Annotated in this window: 15 protein-coding genes; 4 read left to right on the top strand and 11 right to left on the bottom strand. The window is 52.9% G+C overall.

The features are described 5' to 3' along the window. Positions 1-346: 346 nt before the first annotated feature. A complete protein-coding gene (locus AB1L42_RS12855) occupies positions 347-1,057 on the bottom strand; it encodes a sulfite oxidase-like oxidoreductase (RefSeq protein ID WP_367055878.1) in 711 nt (236 codons plus the stop codon). Positions 1,058-1,140: 83 nt separating this feature from the next. On the opposite strand from AB1L42_RS12855, the gene AB1L42_RS12850 reads away from it, so the two are divergent. The 4 genes from AB1L42_RS12850 to AB1L42_RS12835 all read left to right on the top strand — a co-directional run bounded on the left by AB1L42_RS12850 (position 1,141) and on the right by AB1L42_RS12835 (position 4,379). Beyond that, the gene (locus tag AB1L42_RS12850) at positions 1,141-1,302 is read left to right on the top strand and encodes a hypothetical protein (protein WP_367055875.1); all 162 of its coding nucleotides are present in this window, start codon (positions 1,141-1,143) and stop codon (positions 1,300-1,302) included. Continuing rightward, the gene (locus AB1L42_RS12845) at positions 1,299-2,549 is read left to right on the top strand and encodes an SUMF1/EgtB/PvdO family nonheme iron enzyme (RefSeq protein ID WP_367055872.1); all 1,251 of its coding nucleotides are present in this window, start codon (positions 1,299-1,301) and stop codon (positions 2,547-2,549) included. Before AB1L42_RS12850 ends, AB1L42_RS12845 begins: the two co-directional genes overlap by 4 nt. Before the next feature lie 143 nt (positions 2,550-2,692). After that, positions 2,693-4,039 carry an excinuclease ABC subunit UvrC gene (locus AB1L42_RS12840; protein ID WP_367055868.1) on the top strand — a complete coding sequence of 449 codons (1,347 nt, stop codon included), beginning with the start codon at positions 2,693-2,695 and terminating at the stop codon, positions 4,037-4,039. A 67-nt stretch (positions 4,040-4,106) separates the two neighbouring features. Then, complete coding sequence (locus tag AB1L42_RS12835) at positions 4,107-4,379, top strand: hypothetical protein (RefSeq protein ID WP_367055863.1); 273 nt, start codon at positions 4,107-4,109, stop codon at positions 4,377-4,379. Between the two features lie 107 nt (positions 4,380-4,486). Here AB1L42_RS12835 and AB1L42_RS12830 read toward each other — a convergent pair whose 3' ends face one another. The 10 genes from AB1L42_RS12830 to AB1L42_RS12785 all read right to left on the bottom strand — a co-directional run bounded on the left by AB1L42_RS12830 (position 4,487) and on the right by AB1L42_RS12785 (position 14,374). Beyond that, entirely contained in the window at positions 4,487-4,798 is a 312-nt protein-coding gene (locus AB1L42_RS12830; protein ID WP_367055860.1) for a hypothetical protein, read from the bottom strand. Positions 4,799-4,998: 200 nt separating this feature from the next. Beyond that, a complete protein-coding gene (locus tag AB1L42_RS12825; protein ID WP_367055855.1) occupies positions 4,999-6,231 on the bottom strand; it encodes a DUF420 domain-containing protein in 1,233 nt (410 codons plus the stop codon). Further along, the gene (locus AB1L42_RS12820; protein ID WP_367055849.1) at positions 6,228-7,079 is read right to left on the bottom strand and encodes an ABC transporter permease; all 852 of its coding nucleotides are present in this window, start codon (positions 7,077-7,079) and stop codon (positions 6,228-6,230) included. Before AB1L42_RS12820 ends, AB1L42_RS12825 begins: the two co-directional genes overlap by 4 nt. Then, positions 7,076-8,011 carry an ATP-binding cassette domain-containing protein gene (locus AB1L42_RS12815; RefSeq protein ID WP_367055844.1) on the bottom strand — a complete coding sequence of 312 codons (936 nt, stop codon included), beginning with the start codon at positions 8,009-8,011 and terminating at the stop codon, positions 7,076-7,078. The genes AB1L42_RS12820 and AB1L42_RS12815 overlap by 4 nt, the downstream gene beginning before the upstream one ends. 105 nt (positions 8,012-8,116) lie before the next feature. Then, positions 8,117-8,533 (bottom strand): cytochrome C oxidase subunit IV family protein, encoded by a 417-nt coding sequence (locus AB1L42_RS12810; protein WP_367055840.1) that lies wholly within the window; start codon positions 8,531-8,533, stop codon positions 8,117-8,119. A gap of 18 nt (positions 8,534-8,551) precedes the next feature. Further along, positions 8,552-9,511 (bottom strand): cytochrome c oxidase subunit 3, encoded by a 960-nt coding sequence (locus AB1L42_RS12805; protein WP_367055837.1) that lies wholly within the window; start codon positions 9,509-9,511, stop codon positions 8,552-8,554. 55 nt (positions 9,512-9,566) lie between these two features. After that, positions 9,567-10,520, bottom strand: coding sequence for a heme o synthase (cyoE, locus tag AB1L42_RS12800; protein ID WP_367055832.1), 954 nt, complete (start codon positions 10,518-10,520; stop codon positions 9,567-9,569). Then, the gene (locus AB1L42_RS12795) at positions 10,517-11,491 is read right to left on the bottom strand and encodes a COX15/CtaA family protein (protein ID WP_367055827.1); all 975 of its coding nucleotides are present in this window, start codon (positions 11,489-11,491) and stop codon (positions 10,517-10,519) included. The genes cyoE and AB1L42_RS12795 overlap by 4 nt, the downstream gene beginning before the upstream one ends. A gap of 122 nt (positions 11,492-11,613) precedes the next feature. Next, entirely contained in the window at positions 11,614-13,449 is a 1,836-nt protein-coding gene (locus tag AB1L42_RS12790) for a cbb3-type cytochrome c oxidase subunit I (RefSeq protein WP_367055824.1), read from the bottom strand. A 46-nt stretch (positions 13,450-13,495) separates the two neighbouring features. Next, positions 13,496-14,374, bottom strand: coding sequence for a cytochrome c oxidase subunit II (locus AB1L42_RS12785; RefSeq protein ID WP_367055820.1), 879 nt, complete (start codon positions 14,372-14,374; stop codon positions 13,496-13,498). Positions 14,375-14,383 lie beyond the last annotated feature (9 nt).

The raw sequence follows: 14,383 nt of genomic DNA, 5'->3' as shown, positions 1-14,383 counted from the left end.
GTTCATGACTTTAAGGAGCGCTCCAACCAAAATCAATTCGTGAATCCGCGAGCCACTGGATGCACGCACCCCATTGCTCGGCTGAGTCTTCACTGTCCCTTATTTCGTTGAGAATGTTGACCCGCAATGAGATTCTCGACAGGGAATAAACTGATCATTTCAAAGCTGAGAATGCACTGACAGTTTTTCCGAATATGCGACGTCCAGTTCTTCAGAATTTTCGGTGGAGAACTGTTAGATCTGCTCTATTCCTCAAAAACGGTCCTTTCAGGATCATCGCCCGTATGGGCTGAACGGTGAGGCACTGACGACTGGTAAGACGACGATGCTTCACCGAATTGGGAACCTATTCACGACGTCCGCCTTGCCAGCCGGGATCATCGCGAAAACGTTCTCCATCGGGATTCTGCGGATTGATGATCCAGGGATCGCCGTGAAGGTGATAGCCAACCTGCTCCCAATACCCCGGCTTGTCCTCCGCGAGAAACGTCAATTTCTTAAGCCACTTAGCGCTCTTCCAGGCGTAAAGCTTCGGAACAACCAGTCGCACGGGGCCGCCATGATCTGCGTCCAACTCGAGTCCGTCGTGACGATCGACCAGCAACGCATCTTCGACATCGAAGTCAGCGAGCGGCAAATTGGTCGTCCAGCCTGAATCGTAGCCTGTCGCGATCACAAATTTCGCAGCATCCTGAACTCCGGCAAGCTCCATCAAATGGCGAACGGAAACACCTTCCCACAGATTTCCGATTCGCGACCACCGCGTGACACAATGAAAGTCAGAAAAGACTTTCACACGCGGCAAACTCTGAAACTCTTCCAGCGTGAACGTCAGCGGGCTGTCGACCAATCCGTCAATTTGAAGCCGCCACGTCTTCAAGTCAATTTTCGGAACATGTCCATAGTGAAGCACCGGCCACTTCTTTGTTCGCGTCTGACCGGGTGGGATACGATTGTCCCGACGAGTGTCCGAACTGATGATGACATCGCCCCATTCGTGAACACTCGGATCGTCTGGTGCGCCCGACTGGTATTTGGGATCAACAGAGTCTGACACGTGTTGTCTTTCAACCTGGTGGATGGAAACTGTAAAATCGAGGAACTCGAAAACGCGGTTTTCAAACTCGACAGAACTCCACGATGGAGAAGCTGTCCCTCATCGATTCGTACGGAATCATTATACAGCTGGCGCTCGGAACTCGAAGCAATCCGAAAGAAATGGAAGACAATTGCGTCGCAGATTCCTATGATGAAAAGCGATTTTATTCAGACATCTCCCCAAACTGCATCGTCATTCCATGAAAAGTGTGTACTCCCTTTTGATTGCGACGATTGTGGTCAGCTGTCTGCTGCTGGCTGCCGTCCTGGCTCCCACTGGTTCGAATGCGACGACACGCAACGACGATTTTGGCGCTGAACCGCCCGATGCACCTGCCGCCAAGGCGAACTCTTCGAAACCGGAACCTGTCCAATCGAAACCTTCGGTCGACACGAGCCCGCTCATTGTGGAAGCACCACGACCTGCACCAGAGGGAATGGTTTGGGTCCCGGGCGGACGTTTCCGCATGGGCATCGATTCCTTTCCCGAACCGGGAGAAGAAAACCCAAATCGGATCAAACCGGATGAGTATCCTGCTCACGATGTCGAACTCGATGGGTTCTGGATGGACACCACACCTGTCACCAATCGACAGTTTCAGGAATTCGTCGATGCGACAGGCTACGTAACATTCGCCGAAAAAGTTCCGACTCGCGAAGACTTTGCCAAGAGCGGAGCGGATGTCAGCCTCATCCCGGATGAAGCATTGAAAGCTGGCTCGATGTGCTTCAATTCCAAGTTCGATGCCGACTCACTCGTCACCGGTATCCCCAACTGGGAGTATCAGGTGTGGATGGTCGTCGACGGAGCCAACTGGAAACAACCCGGCGGACCGGACACGAATATCGATGATCTCATGGATCATCCGGTTGTTCACGTCACTTGGGACGATGCCGTCGCTTACTGCAATTGGGCAGGGAAACGTCTCCCGACCGAAGCAGAATTCGAATACGCCTCCCGCAGCGGGGGCAAAGAGGTTCTTTATCCGTGGGGAGATGAACTCGTCCCGGACGGGGAGTACATGGCGAACTTCTGGCAGGGCGAATTCCCGACGAACCGTCTCAATGAGGATGGGTATCTGACAACCTCGCCCGTCAAAGCGTATCCACCGAACGAACTCGGGCTGTACGACATGGCGGGGAACGTTTGGGAATGGTGCCAGGATTACTTCCACATCGACTACTACTCCAACTCGCCTCTGCGAAATCCACAAGGCCCTCCGTTCAGTGTTGATCCTCAAGAACCTGGGATTATCAAGCGAGTCCAGCGCGGGGGATCGTTCCTGTGCAACATCAACAGCTGCACCGGTTATCGGACTGGAGCACGCATGCGGGGCGAAATCACGTCCAGCAGTTTCCACAATGGATTCCGTTGTGTTGTCGATACCACCATGGTGGATGAGTTTGAAGCAGCGAGCTCAAAACGAGAGACCGCTACAGCCTCTGAGTAGACTTTGGCGATGACTCGTTCTCGAGAAACGTGTGTGATTCCGCTTGCGATCGCTGAACGACACGCGACGGTTCGAAAAATGCCGTCGCAGTCTCAACAAACGACGTGACTTCTGCTTCCTGGAAGCCGTAGAATTGCCACGTCATGGAACGAGAAAACAGCGATCAAACCAGTTCACCGGTACCCCAGCCGATGACTCCGCCCCACGATAAAGTCAGGACATTTCCGCAGAAGCCGGGTGTGTACCTGATGAAAGATCGGCTCGGGCGGGTCATCTACGTCGGCAAAGCGGTCAATCTTCGCAGCCGCGCGGGAAGCTATTTCACGTCCGCAGCTGCGACGGAAATGAGAACGGCGAACCTCGTTCCTGAAATTGCCGACATCGATTTTCTCGTCACCGATTCCGAAGTCGATGCGCTGCTGCTGGAATCACGACTCATTAAGGACATTCAGCCAAGATTCAATCAGGAGCTGAAAGACGACAAGACGTTCCCGTATCTTCAAATCCGCATCGGCGAAGAGTTTCCGCGAGTCGAATTCACTCGGAAGCCGGAGTCAAAGGGCGTCAAGCTTTACGGGCCATTCACTTCGGCCAAGAAGCTCAGGGGCACCATTGCGGTCCTGCAGAAGATCTTCAAATTCCGGACCTGCCCTCTCGACATCCAGGAAGAAGACGAACGTTGGCGCTGGTTCCGTCCGTGTCTGCTGGCCAACATCAACCAATGCACCGCTCCCTGCAATTTGCGAATCTCCAAGGAGGAGTATCGCGAGGACATTCGTCGGCTGCGGATGTTTTTGGATGGCAAAAAGACTCGCCTCATCGCAGAACTGCGACGAGATATGCAGGCAGCATCGAAAGAACTGAAGTTTGAGAAAGCTGCCCGGATTCGAGACGAAATCCATGCTCTCGAAAACCTCAACCTGCGAGGCAACCTGGAAGACCATCAACAGCCTGAAGTCTTTTACATCGATCCTCAGAAAGGATTGAGAGGTCTGAAGAAAGTCTTCGACCTGCCAGAAGTCCCGCGTGTGATTGAAGGCGTCGACATCGCTCACCTGCAGGGGGGCGAAACGGTGGCTAGCCTTGTGCAGTTCATCGACGGGTTACCGTTCAAGCATGGGTATCGGAGATTCAAAATCAGAACGGTCGATGGCGTCGACGATTTTGCGTCGATGAGAGAAGTCGTCAGTCGCCGGCTCTCGCGGCTTTCACGAGATGGCGATGCCTTTCCGGACATTCTTCTCATCGATGGAGGTAAAGGGCAACTGAATGCAGCCCTGCAAGCGATGAAAGCCCTCGATATCGATCCACCGTTCACGATTTCGCTGGCGAAACGAGAAGAGGAAGTCTACGTCCCGGGAGAATCGGAACCTCATCGACTCAGTCGGCACTCGTACGCACTCAGATTGTTGCAGTATGTTCGGGACGAATCGCACCGGTTCGCACAGGCATATCATCACACGCTGCGCAGCAAGTCGACATTCAAGTGATCCACTTTTGAGCCGCGTCGAGTATGGGGCAACCGAACTGATCAAAGAGTTGGTGAGGTTGTAGCGGTTGAAGCAAACATTCCGCTGGATTCCACGACTCTTCCAGCAACTCTGCCTGCGAGAAGTGTTTCACGAATTAGAGTTGAGAACACTTTCCCCACATGCCTTGCTTCGAGCCACAACGATGCATCTCATTCTCGCCATGTCGATCGGTCAATATCTGCGCACCTACAAGCGCTACGCGTTCGACTTCTGGGAAAACCTGACGCCCATGCAATACGGGGCGGTTCTGCTCACGGTTTTCGTAGCTGGCTTCCTGCTCATGAAATCTTCACGCTGAAGTTCGCGAAGAACCTTCGACAGAAAACGCACTCACTCGCACGATCAAACTCAGCCTTTTATCTGATCAAAGAGTTCAAGCGAGTGCACAGGAAAGAGCAACTTGCTCTAGGAATCGAGTGACTCAAAAGATCCGCCTGAGGGATCGTCTCGATGCAGTGCGAGTGATTCTTCGTTCATCGCAGCTTGCTTCTGAGAAAGCCGGTAGAAGGTAACAGCGAAGACGGTGAAGATCGTCGCGGGCATCGAAAGCATGAAGAGAATGCTGTACATGTAAGCACGGGGACGAGCGTTCGCCACTTCATCTTTTCCGTCTTCATTTGCAACGGCACACATGGGGCAGGCTTCTGCTGCACGCGAAGCACCCAGACCTCCGACGAGAACCAGTGCGATGAGCATTGCTTTCAGAAAACGAGTCATGACTGTGGCTCTTCCGTTTCAAAGTTGGAGATCACCAAATTCGGTTGGATCTGATGATGTCCCCACAAGTGATCTAAGTCGCGTCGATTGTCAGTAATCTCAAGCGGGCTGTTCACTAGGTGTTCAGTGCTCTGCGATCAATTGAGCTGATGGAATCAGCTTCGTTCGAATGGCTCGCTGCCCACCAGAGAATGTGATCTCTAGAGGCGGTAAAGCATCCAATAAATGATAACACCTGTCACAGAGACGTACAGCCAAATCGGGAACGTAACACGCGCCCACCGACGATGAGAATCCCAAGAGGCTCTCAGCCCCTTGATAATGGTGACTATTGCCAAAACTGGGACAAGTGCAGCTAAAATGACGTGGCTGATCAAAATCGAAAAGTAAACGGTCCGAATCGTCCCGGTTCCTTCAAACGGCTTCCCGGGAGAGTCTGCGTAGTAGTGCAGGGCAAAGTGATAAGAGAGATAGCAGGCCAGGAATGCGACTGAAACTCCGAAGGCAAAGAGCATCGACTTCTTGTGGAGTGACGTGAATCCAGCTTTGATGAAGATGTACCCGAGAATCAGCAAGACTGTGGCCAGCGAGTTCAGCATCGCGTTCACGCCCGGCAGTCGCTTTGCCCATTCCGGCAACTTGTCGAGCGGGTTCGCTGGTCCAGGCTGATCGCCTTCGAGGAATTCACGAATTGTGACGCTGTCTTCGTCGTGACCGGAAACTGCTGTCGGTCGGTGTTCCTCTGGAGTTTCGATGTCTCCTTCGAGGACTTTTTTGAGTGTCGTCATTTCGTCAGCCACGACGGAGTCGTAACGCCCCAGAACTTCCCCGTCGGCGCTGATGTGGATGATGTTATTGTCGTGGGCGAACTCCATTCCTGGAACGCGTTCTGTCCCAACATTCTCCCAAGCTGTGATTTTGAAGCCCTTACGAATGAGATCCCACACGACCTCCGGTTCTCCGGTTGCAAAGATCCAGCGTTCCGGATCAGCCCCCCAGATCTCCGAATAGATCTGCATCCGCTCGACGTCATCGTGTTCCGGATCGACAGTGATCGTGACGATGCGGCAATCGACGTCGGAGATACGTTTGTTGAACTCCATCATCGTTTTGCAGGTCAGCGGGCACTGATAGCTGCAGCGTGTGAACACAAAGTTGACGATCCATGGTTTCCCGAGGAGATCTTCGTTCGTGAATGGAGTTCCGGTTTGGTCAACGAGCGTAAAGTCATCGACCTTTTCAGGATTCCAGACTCGGTATTCCCCGTCTTTTCCATCACGAAAAGTGAGAGGCAGCTTTGTCCCGGGTTCGATGACAATTTCTGCAGGTGTCTCTTCCGGCTCTTGTCCGCAAATCGTCTGGCACGGACCGAGAAGAGCGACGAGCAACACGAACGCTTTAATGAAAAACTCTGTATGCGATGGGGAAGTCATGATGCAACTGCGGGATCACGTCGGGTAATGAAAACGTCCACAGACAAACAGATCGCTGCAAACAACAGGGTCACGCTGAGGCAGACCCAAAACGGTGGGAGCACTTGAAGCACTGCTGGGTCGGTGACAAGGCAGCGTCTCAAACCTGCCACTCCGTAGGTCAGTGGATTGAGGCGGATCAGCCAACTCATCCAGACGCTCCCGGTCCCCGGAAAAAACGCACCGGACAAAAGCCACATCGGCAGAAGAACCAAACTCATGACGCCGTGATAACCTTGGACTGAGTTGATCTTCCAGGCAAACAAGTAACCCAAACCAGTCAATCCTATGGCGATCAGTGCCAAAAACAAGGTGGCTCCGACCATTCCGGAAATTGACGAAGCCAGGTTCATCGCGGGTGCCAGACCGATCCAGTGAAGCAGCGGCGCGATAACGAGGAACAGAGCTGCCTGGATCATGGCTAGGATAGACCCGCCTAGCACTTTTCCCATAACGATTGCAGAACGCGGGACCGGCGCGACAAGGACCCCCTGAAGAAATCCTTCGTTGCGATCCTGAATCACGGAGATTGATGAAAAGATCGACGTGAACAGGACAATCAACACCGCGATTCCCGGCAGGAAGTATTCCTGAAAGGAAATGCTCTGCGTGTCCTCAACTCCCGGAAGCTGAAACGCTCCGTGAAGCCCAGCTCCAAACAGAATCCAGAACACAATCGGTTGTCCGATCGCACCGATCAATCGTGACCGCTGGCGAACGAAGCGAATGACTTCTCGAACGGCAAGTGTCCAGCTCGCCAGCCAGAAAGATGATTGTGGTACCTCATTCGAGTTCTGATCGGAACTCATGAAACCTCTCCCGCTTCGACCAGTCCGCGTCCTGTCAGCTTGACGAAAACATCCTCCAGGGACGGTTTTCCAAGCGTGAGCGAACGAAATCTGCCCGGGTATTCGATCGCAATCTGTGCCAGAAGTTCGTGGCCATTTTCATGCTCAATCCGAAGTCCCTCATTGAGAACCTGAACCTCGCACGCGAACTTTTCCCGAAGCTCATCCGCCAGCGACTCGATCTTGTCTCCCTGGATCGTGACCGAGTCGCCGCCAACTTTCGATCGAAGTTCATTCGGCGTTCCGAGAGCGATCATCTCTCCGAGGTCGATGATTCCCAGTCGGTCACAGCGGTCTGCCTCTTCCATGAGATGAGTCGTCACGAGAATTGTGACGTTCATTTCCTCTCGCAAATCGAAGAGGGTCGCCCAGAGATCGTGTCGAGCACCGGGATCCAGCCCGGTACTCGGTTCGTCGAGCAGTAGAACTCTGGGAGAGTGAAGCAGCGTTTTTGCAATTTCGACGCGTCGTTTGAGTCCGCCAGAGAGCGTTTCTGCGTAGTCGCGTTCGCGGTCAGCGACACCCAAACGAGACATGACTTCGCGACACCTCTCGTTGAGAAGATTGCCGCTCAGCCCGTATAGCTTGCCGTGATGTTTTAGGTTCTCGCCGACCGTCAATTTGAGATCGAGACTCGGCGATTGGAATGTCACTCCGATCGAGCGACGGACGTCATCAGACTGTTCTGAAACGTCAAACCCGTTGACCGTTGCGATCCCCTTTTGCCGGGGGAGAAGCGTGGAGAGGACACGAAAGAGTGTCGATTTGCCGCTTCCGTTTGGGCCGAGGAGGCCGAAGACTTCCCCTTGTTCGACGTCAAAACTGACGCCCGCAAGCGCATGACGATCGCCGTAGGAATGCTCCAACTGTTCAACGTGGACAATCGACATCATCACTCCTCTGAAGGCTTTGCCAGATCAGATGCAGGCAAAGGGCCGAAAGCGGGTCAGTTCGAGAGGAGCTTTAGCAAACTCGACAGGACAATCTCTCGACGGTCCTTAGTGGTCGCTCGAATGACTTCCGTGATCTTCCTCGTCGTGATGGCCTTCCTCGCCATCTTCAGAGTGATGTCCGTCTCCGCCGTGAGTGACGACAACCATTTTGGATTGAGGTGTGTCTGTTGTGTAGTAATGCATCGCCATGTCAGGAGCGAGCGCGATCATGAGACCAACCGCGAGAACGGCTGTGGGGGCCAGAACCACAAACTTCCATCGCCCCTCAAATTTGAGGTGCATGAAGTAAGTCATCACAAACAGCGCTTTGGCCAACGCAATCGCCAGCACGAGCACCACCAACAGGATTGGTGAGATCTCGATCAGGTCGAAAGCGACTGAAATCGCTGTGCAGACACACAGAGCGAGAAAGACGCCGAAGTAATTAACGTGTGGGTGGGAATCGTCGTGAGCGTGATCCATCAGACCGCTTTCAAGTTGTTACTGGCCAATGTTTCCGGGAATGATGTAAAGCAGCGGGAACAAAAAGATCCAGACCAGGTCCACAAAGTGCCAATACAGTCCACTGTTCTCCACCCAGTCGGTCCACTTTTCGTCCAGCTTGGTCCCGACCGCAAGAGCCGCTCCGAACAGCATCATTCCAACGATGACGTGGATCGCGTGAAAACCTGTCATCAGGAAGTAAGTCGACGAGAAAAGATTCCCGTAGACAATCGGTTCGTAAACACGAAGTCCGGAGACGATATGTCCGTAGGTTTCATCCTCTTGCAATTCTTTGAGCTTCGTTTTCGCTTGCTCCATCGACAGCTTGTCTGCCGAAATTGCTTCGCGAATCTGCAGGAACTCTGAATGCAGGGCTGAGTAAGCTTTCAGTTGAATCAGTCGTTCCCCTTCTGCGTCTTGGATCGCAGTTGGAACTTCGAGTTGCTTGATGTGCAGAGGAACATCGCCGGGGATCAGATCATTCAATTTTCGGTCGAGTGTGTCGCTCAGATTGTTCTGAAACTTTTGAACCGACTGCTCTGCCGTTTCCGGAATGTGACCAGGGAGAATGTCGTAATGGATTTTCCCGTAGTACTCATAAGACTTAATTCCCAGGAACACGCACGCGAGTGCGAACGTCATCCACAGGAACTTGCGGGCTTTCACAAAGTCTTTGAGCGTCATCGCTTCGTGTGCGACAACCACGAAGTAGCTGGAGACGATCAGAATGAACGTGTTCAGTCCACCAGCGAGAATGTTGATGTGGGTGACGTGAGTGTCTGTAGGCCACGCGCTACGACCGTTCGCGTCCACCGATCCAAAGTACAAAACGATGTATGTACCAATGAATGCGGTGAAGAACATGATCTCTGTGCCGAGGAACAGCCACATACCAAGCTTGGAATTGGGAATTGGCAATCCCATTTTGAGGGCAGGTGGATGATGTTCGTGAGACATGAATCATTACCTCAATCGCGGAACTCAAGTCCGCATCAATTTCAGACAACTCGTACTAACTCAACAGCCGGAGGTGATCGAAGGCCAGGGCCAGCAATACTCCCGGAAGATAGAACAGCGATGCAAACAGAACACGACGTGCCTGCTGCCGTGACTCATCCATTGCAAACTTCAGTGAAGAACCTGCATAAATGAATCCCAGAACCAGAGCGACCGCCGCATAGAAGTCTCCCGCCAACCCGTAATGGTGTGGAAGAAGACTGATTGGAATTAAAACCAGTGAATACGCGAACGCGACGCGTCCGACCATGTGTTCCCGACCTGAGCCCGGAACCATTTTGAGGCCAGCACGCAGGTATTCATCGCGATACATCCAAGCAATCGCCAGAAAGTGCGGGAACTGCCAGACAAACAGAATTGCAAACAGCGAAAACGCAACCATGTTCAGTTGCCCGCCTGCTGCCACCCAGCCCAACACTGGCGGAGCAGCTCCGGGAATGGCACCAACTGCTGTGCACAAAACCGAGTAGCGTTTCAGCGGTGTATAAAGAGCTGCATAGAGAACCGTTGTTCCCAGGGTGAGAACCGCAGTCAACATGTTGACCGTGAGTGCGAGATACAAGAAGGAGACAACCGAACAGACACTTGCGATCAAGTAGACCTGTTGGACGGTGACCTTTCCGGATGGGATCGGACGGTTTCTCGTTCGAGCCATTCGGGAATCGGTTGTGGCTTCAATCGCTTGATTGAAACAACTCGACGCGACGACGGCCAGAAAAACACCAACGCTGGCATTTAAAAGTGGCCAAAGCGTCCATTCTCCGGCAGAGCCGAGCAGGTAGCCGACTCCCATGGAGAACAAAACCATCAAGGCGATTTTGGGCTTGGCCAGATCGCGATAGTTGGCCCAGAGTTTACTCAGGGAGAATTGAACGTCCACGTGTTCCAAGTCGGCAGCGGACTGTGAAACTTTTGAAGGAGCAACGGGATTCGCGACAGAAGTGCTCATTTAGGACCTCCCTCTGTCACGAGTTGTTGATCCTGACGACGAAGCACGACAGGTTCTTCTCGGTCAAAGATCGAAAGATGATCAACGCGAAGGACACGCAGCAGGTGAACAATCGCATATTGAAATGTCACGATACCCCAAACTGTATGAACGGTTCGTAGCGTGACCTGTTGAATCGAATCGGAAACGGCAACGTATCCCATCGGGGCAAACCCAAATCGAAAGATCCAGGCGCCGGCACCAAGCACAACCTGACCGAACGCGATAAGTGCCAGAATCATTGCGGATCGGCGGAGCCACCGGCTCGATGATCCTCCGCAATTGATGAAATTGAAGAAGATCAACGCCAGGGACAGAATCCCAAGGCCAAGGTGCTCGTGAAGACCCGTTCCGCGATGGCGAATGAGTCCTCCCAGCAGATATTGCAACGCAAGAATGATGACGATTGCGATCGCGAGGATTTTCATCATTCGCATTTGACCGCTTGATGTTTCAGTCTCGGGTGAATTCCAGCCGGGACTGGTGATCACGATCGCTGCTCCCATGAGCGAAAAAACAATCGCAGCAAAGGAGCCGTGAAGCATTGCCAACCCACGTTCGTCAAGCTGGACGCGAAATCCGCCGAGCAATCCTTGACAAATGACGCCGATGAGAATCGCCACTGACAACATCTTGACAGGTCGACTTTGATTGAATGAGTAGGCTGCACTGACCAATGCAATGGACCAGACACCGATCAACATTCCAGCGAGTCGATGTCCATGTTCGAGGAACTTGTCCCAATTGCGGGCGAAGTCCGACAACCACGGATAGGTGAGCATCGCCTGACCATCTGAAGTTGGCCAGTCTCGAAACGCCATGCCTGCATTCTTGGACGTGGTTAAAGCGCCAAACACCAGCGTCACCATCGCCACGCACAGCGTGGAGATCGCGAAGCGATGAAATCGGGTTGACGCGGACGATTCAGCCATGAAGACAGTTTTGAGTTCGTAATGCTTTAAGATCAGTGGGTGATGAATGAAGCTGAGCCAACTCGAAGTCGACCGGGAATTGTTGAGCCGATCTTATTCAGCGAGTTGGGCTGGTAATTCGACTAAGCCGGTGCTGGCTCTGGGTCTGGTTGGGGAGCAGGTTTCGGAGCTGCTGGCGGTTCTGTTTGTGGCCAGAAGTCGGAATCACGATCCGGGTGCGAGTACTCGTAAGGGCCGCGATACACGATCGGTGGAACATCAAAGTTTCCGTGGCCGGGAGGCGATGGAGTCGCCCATTCGAGGCCATTCGCATTCCATGGGTTCCGTCCAGCCTTCTTGCCGAAGAACCAGCTCAGGATGATATTCCCAATGAGAATGAACTGAGCGAAGCCCATCACACAAGCACTCATCGTCATGAACTGGTTAAGCGGCAACAGGTGTTCAAGATATGGGTACAAGTAAGGGTCCGCGTAACGACGTGGCATCCCTGCGACACCCAACATGTGCATTGGGAAGAAGGTTCCGTTGAAGCCAGCGAACGTCAGGAAGAAGTGGAGTTTGCCCCAGCCTTCGCTCATGTACCGTCCGAACATCTTCGGATACCAGAACTGAATCGCTCCGAAGACTCCGAAGAGCGTTGCTCCGAAGAGCACATAGTGGAAGTGGGCGACAATGAAGTACGTGTCGTGGATGTAAATGTCGACCGGAACAGCTGCCATGAAGATTCCGGACAGTCCACCAACGATGAACATGCTGATGAATGCGACGCAGTTCAGAAAGACCACGTTAAACACCGGCCGTCCGCCCCAGATTGTTCCAATCCAGTTGAAGACTTTCACGGCTGAGGGCAGGGCGATCATGATTGTCGAAACCATGAACGTCATTCCGAGTGCAGGATTCATCCCGGAGATAAACATGTGGTGGCCCCAAACGATGAAGCCCAGTCCAGCAATCGCCGCCAGCGAGTAAACCATCGGCTTGTAACCGAAGATCGGTTTACGGCTCATGCACGAGAGCATGTCCGAAACCATACCCATCGCAGGCAAAACCATGATGTACACAGCAGGGTGTGAGTAGAACCAGAACAGGTGCTGCCACAGTAGAGTTTGACCACCACCAACAGTCGGGGCGGCATTGTTGACGACCAGACCTGAAGGGACGAAGAAGCAGGTTCCCATCGCACGGTCAGCCATCAGCATGAAGCCAGCAGCTGTCAAAACGGGAAGAGCAAACGCCTGCAAAATTGCAGTGATGAACATTCCCCAGATCGTCAGAGGCATCCGGAACAATGTCAGTCCGGGAGCTCGCATATTGATGATCGTGGTCATGTAGTTGACCGATCCCATCATCGAGGAAACCCCGACGAAGGTCACACCGAGCAACCACCAGAATTGTGCCCAGCCTGAACCAGGAGCAGCGTCAGCAATCGCAGAAAGTGCTGGGTAAGAAGTCCAACCCGCAGCAGGTCCGGCATTTGGTCCAAAGCCTTCGTTGAAAACGAAACTCGCTCCAAAGCAGAAGATCGCTGGCCACATGAACCAGTAGCTGAGGGCATTCAACAGTGGGAATGCCATATCGTCAGCACCGATCATGAGCGGGATCAGAAAGTTTCCAAACGCTCCAGCGAGGACGGGGATGATCACAAGGAAAATCATCACAGTCGCATGCATCGTGAAGAGCATGGTGTAGAACTCTGGAGAAACCTGTCCACCAGCATCGGCGAACAAAGCACCCAGGATCGGCATGTTTTCCCAAGGAAACGAGAGTTGCCATCGAACTCCCAGTGCCAAAGCTCCACCGACCATCAACATCAGAATGGTGGTCAACAAGAACTGGATGCCGATCACTTTGTGATCAGTCGACCAGAATGGCACTGCTTTCAAAAGCGCAAGACGGTCTTCACCATGGGCGGAATGACCATGATCGGAAGAACCAGCTGTGGCTGCGATAGAACTCATCGCATCACTCCAATACTAATCTCTAAGTAAACTCGAGAAAAATCCGTTATTCAGCAGCGCCGTCGTCTGTCTTCTCAACCCGGTCGTAATTCTGCTCCTCATGGAGTCTGCGGAGGTAGTTGAGAAAGTTTTCTTCAGATTCAGCGACAAATCGTGCCTTCATCTTGTAGTGACCCCAGCCACAAAGCTCGGCACACAACAACTGGTAAGTCCGCTGTTCCTTCGCTTCCAACCAAATCGGAATGATCAATCCCGGGACGGCATCTTGCTTGATGCGAAGTTCGGGAAGGAAGAAGGAGTGCTGGACATCCATCGTTTTCAAGTTGATCATCACAGGCGAACTTGAGGGCAAGTGAAGATCGTTGACAGCATAAAGATCTGTCGCTTGTGGTTCCGGCATCAGCGGAAGCAAGTCACCAGTTTCAGGATCGAATCCTGGGTAGCGAATCCGCCACTCAAACTGTCGTGCGGTGACTTCAGCGAGTGCGAGACTCGAATCCGCTTCTCGTTCCTGACCAAGACGATCGAGAACCGATTGCATCTTTTGCTGTGGGAATGCGTCTTTCACACGATACTCAGCCCAGACGTCCATCTGGTACAGAGCGATGAAGAGCAGGATGAAGGCCGGCACAACACTCCAGATCACTTCCAACTCGTGGCTTCCGTGTGAAAACCAAGCTTTGTGGGAAGCATCTTTGTCGGTGTCAGCCGCACCCCGAAAGAGCACGTATGCCAACCCAGCTTGTGTTCCGATGAAGGTGATCGTGGAGATGATCAGAATCATGTAGAACAAGTCGTCAATTCGTTCACCCAGTGGAGATGCAGACTCTCCCGGGAACCACCATCCCAAGCTGGGGGATGCCAGACAAACGATGACGGCCAAAATTGGCCAGAATGTAAAGAAACAACACCAAAACCACTTCACGGCAAGAGC

Origin of the sequence: Thalassoglobus sp. JC818 (assembly GCF_040717535.1) — a bacterium.
GTDB lineage: Bacteria > Planctomycetota > Planctomycetia > Planctomycetales > Planctomycetaceae > Thalassoglobus.
This window is presented reverse-complemented; position numbering and strand designations above follow the sequence as displayed.

What these genes read in the sequence shown, in the direction of transcription:
- AB1L42_RS12850 (WP_367055875.1), top strand. Translation starts at nt 1,141, where the DNA reads ATGGAGAAGCTGTCCCTCATCGATTCGTACGGAATCATTATACAGCTG.
- AB1L42_RS12845 (WP_367055872.1), top strand. Translation starts at nt 1,299, where the DNA reads ATGAAAAGTGTGTACTCCCTTTTGATTGCGACGATTGTGGTCAGCTGT.
- AB1L42_RS12840 (WP_367055868.1), top strand. Translation starts at nt 2,693, where the DNA reads ATGGAACGAGAAAACAGCGATCAAACCAGTTCACCGGTACCCCAGCCG.
- AB1L42_RS12830 (WP_367055860.1), bottom strand. Translation starts at nt 4,798, where the DNA reads ATGACTCGTTTTCTGAAAGCAATGCTCATCGCACTGGTTCTCGTCGGA.
- AB1L42_RS12825 (WP_367055855.1), bottom strand. Translation starts at nt 6,231, where the DNA reads ATGACTTCCCCATCGCATACAGAGTTTTTCATTAAAGCGTTCGTGTTG.
- AB1L42_RS12820 (WP_367055849.1), bottom strand. Translation starts at nt 7,079, where the DNA reads ATGAGTTCCGATCAGAACTCGAATGAGGTACCACAATCATCTTTCTGG.
- AB1L42_RS12815 (WP_367055844.1), bottom strand. Translation starts at nt 8,011, where the DNA reads ATGATGTCGATTGTCCACGTTGAACAGTTGGAGCATTCCTACGGCGAT.
- AB1L42_RS12810 (WP_367055840.1), bottom strand. Translation starts at nt 8,533, where the DNA reads ATGGATCACGCTCACGACGATTCCCACCCACACGTTAATTACTTCGGC.
- AB1L42_RS12805 (WP_367055837.1), bottom strand. Translation starts at nt 9,511, where the DNA reads ATGTCTCACGAACATCATCCACCTGCCCTCAAAATGGGATTGCCAATT.
- cyoE (WP_367055832.1), bottom strand. Translation starts at nt 10,520, where the DNA reads ATGAGCACTTCTGTCGCGAATCCCGTTGCTCCTTCAAAAGTTTCACAG.
- AB1L42_RS12795 (WP_367055827.1), bottom strand. Translation starts at nt 11,491, where the DNA reads ATGGCTGAATCGTCCGCGTCAACCCGATTTCATCGCTTCGCGATCTCC.
- AB1L42_RS12790 (WP_367055824.1), bottom strand. Translation starts at nt 13,449, where the DNA reads ATGAGTTCTATCGCAGCCACAGCTGGTTCTTCCGATCATGGTCATTCC.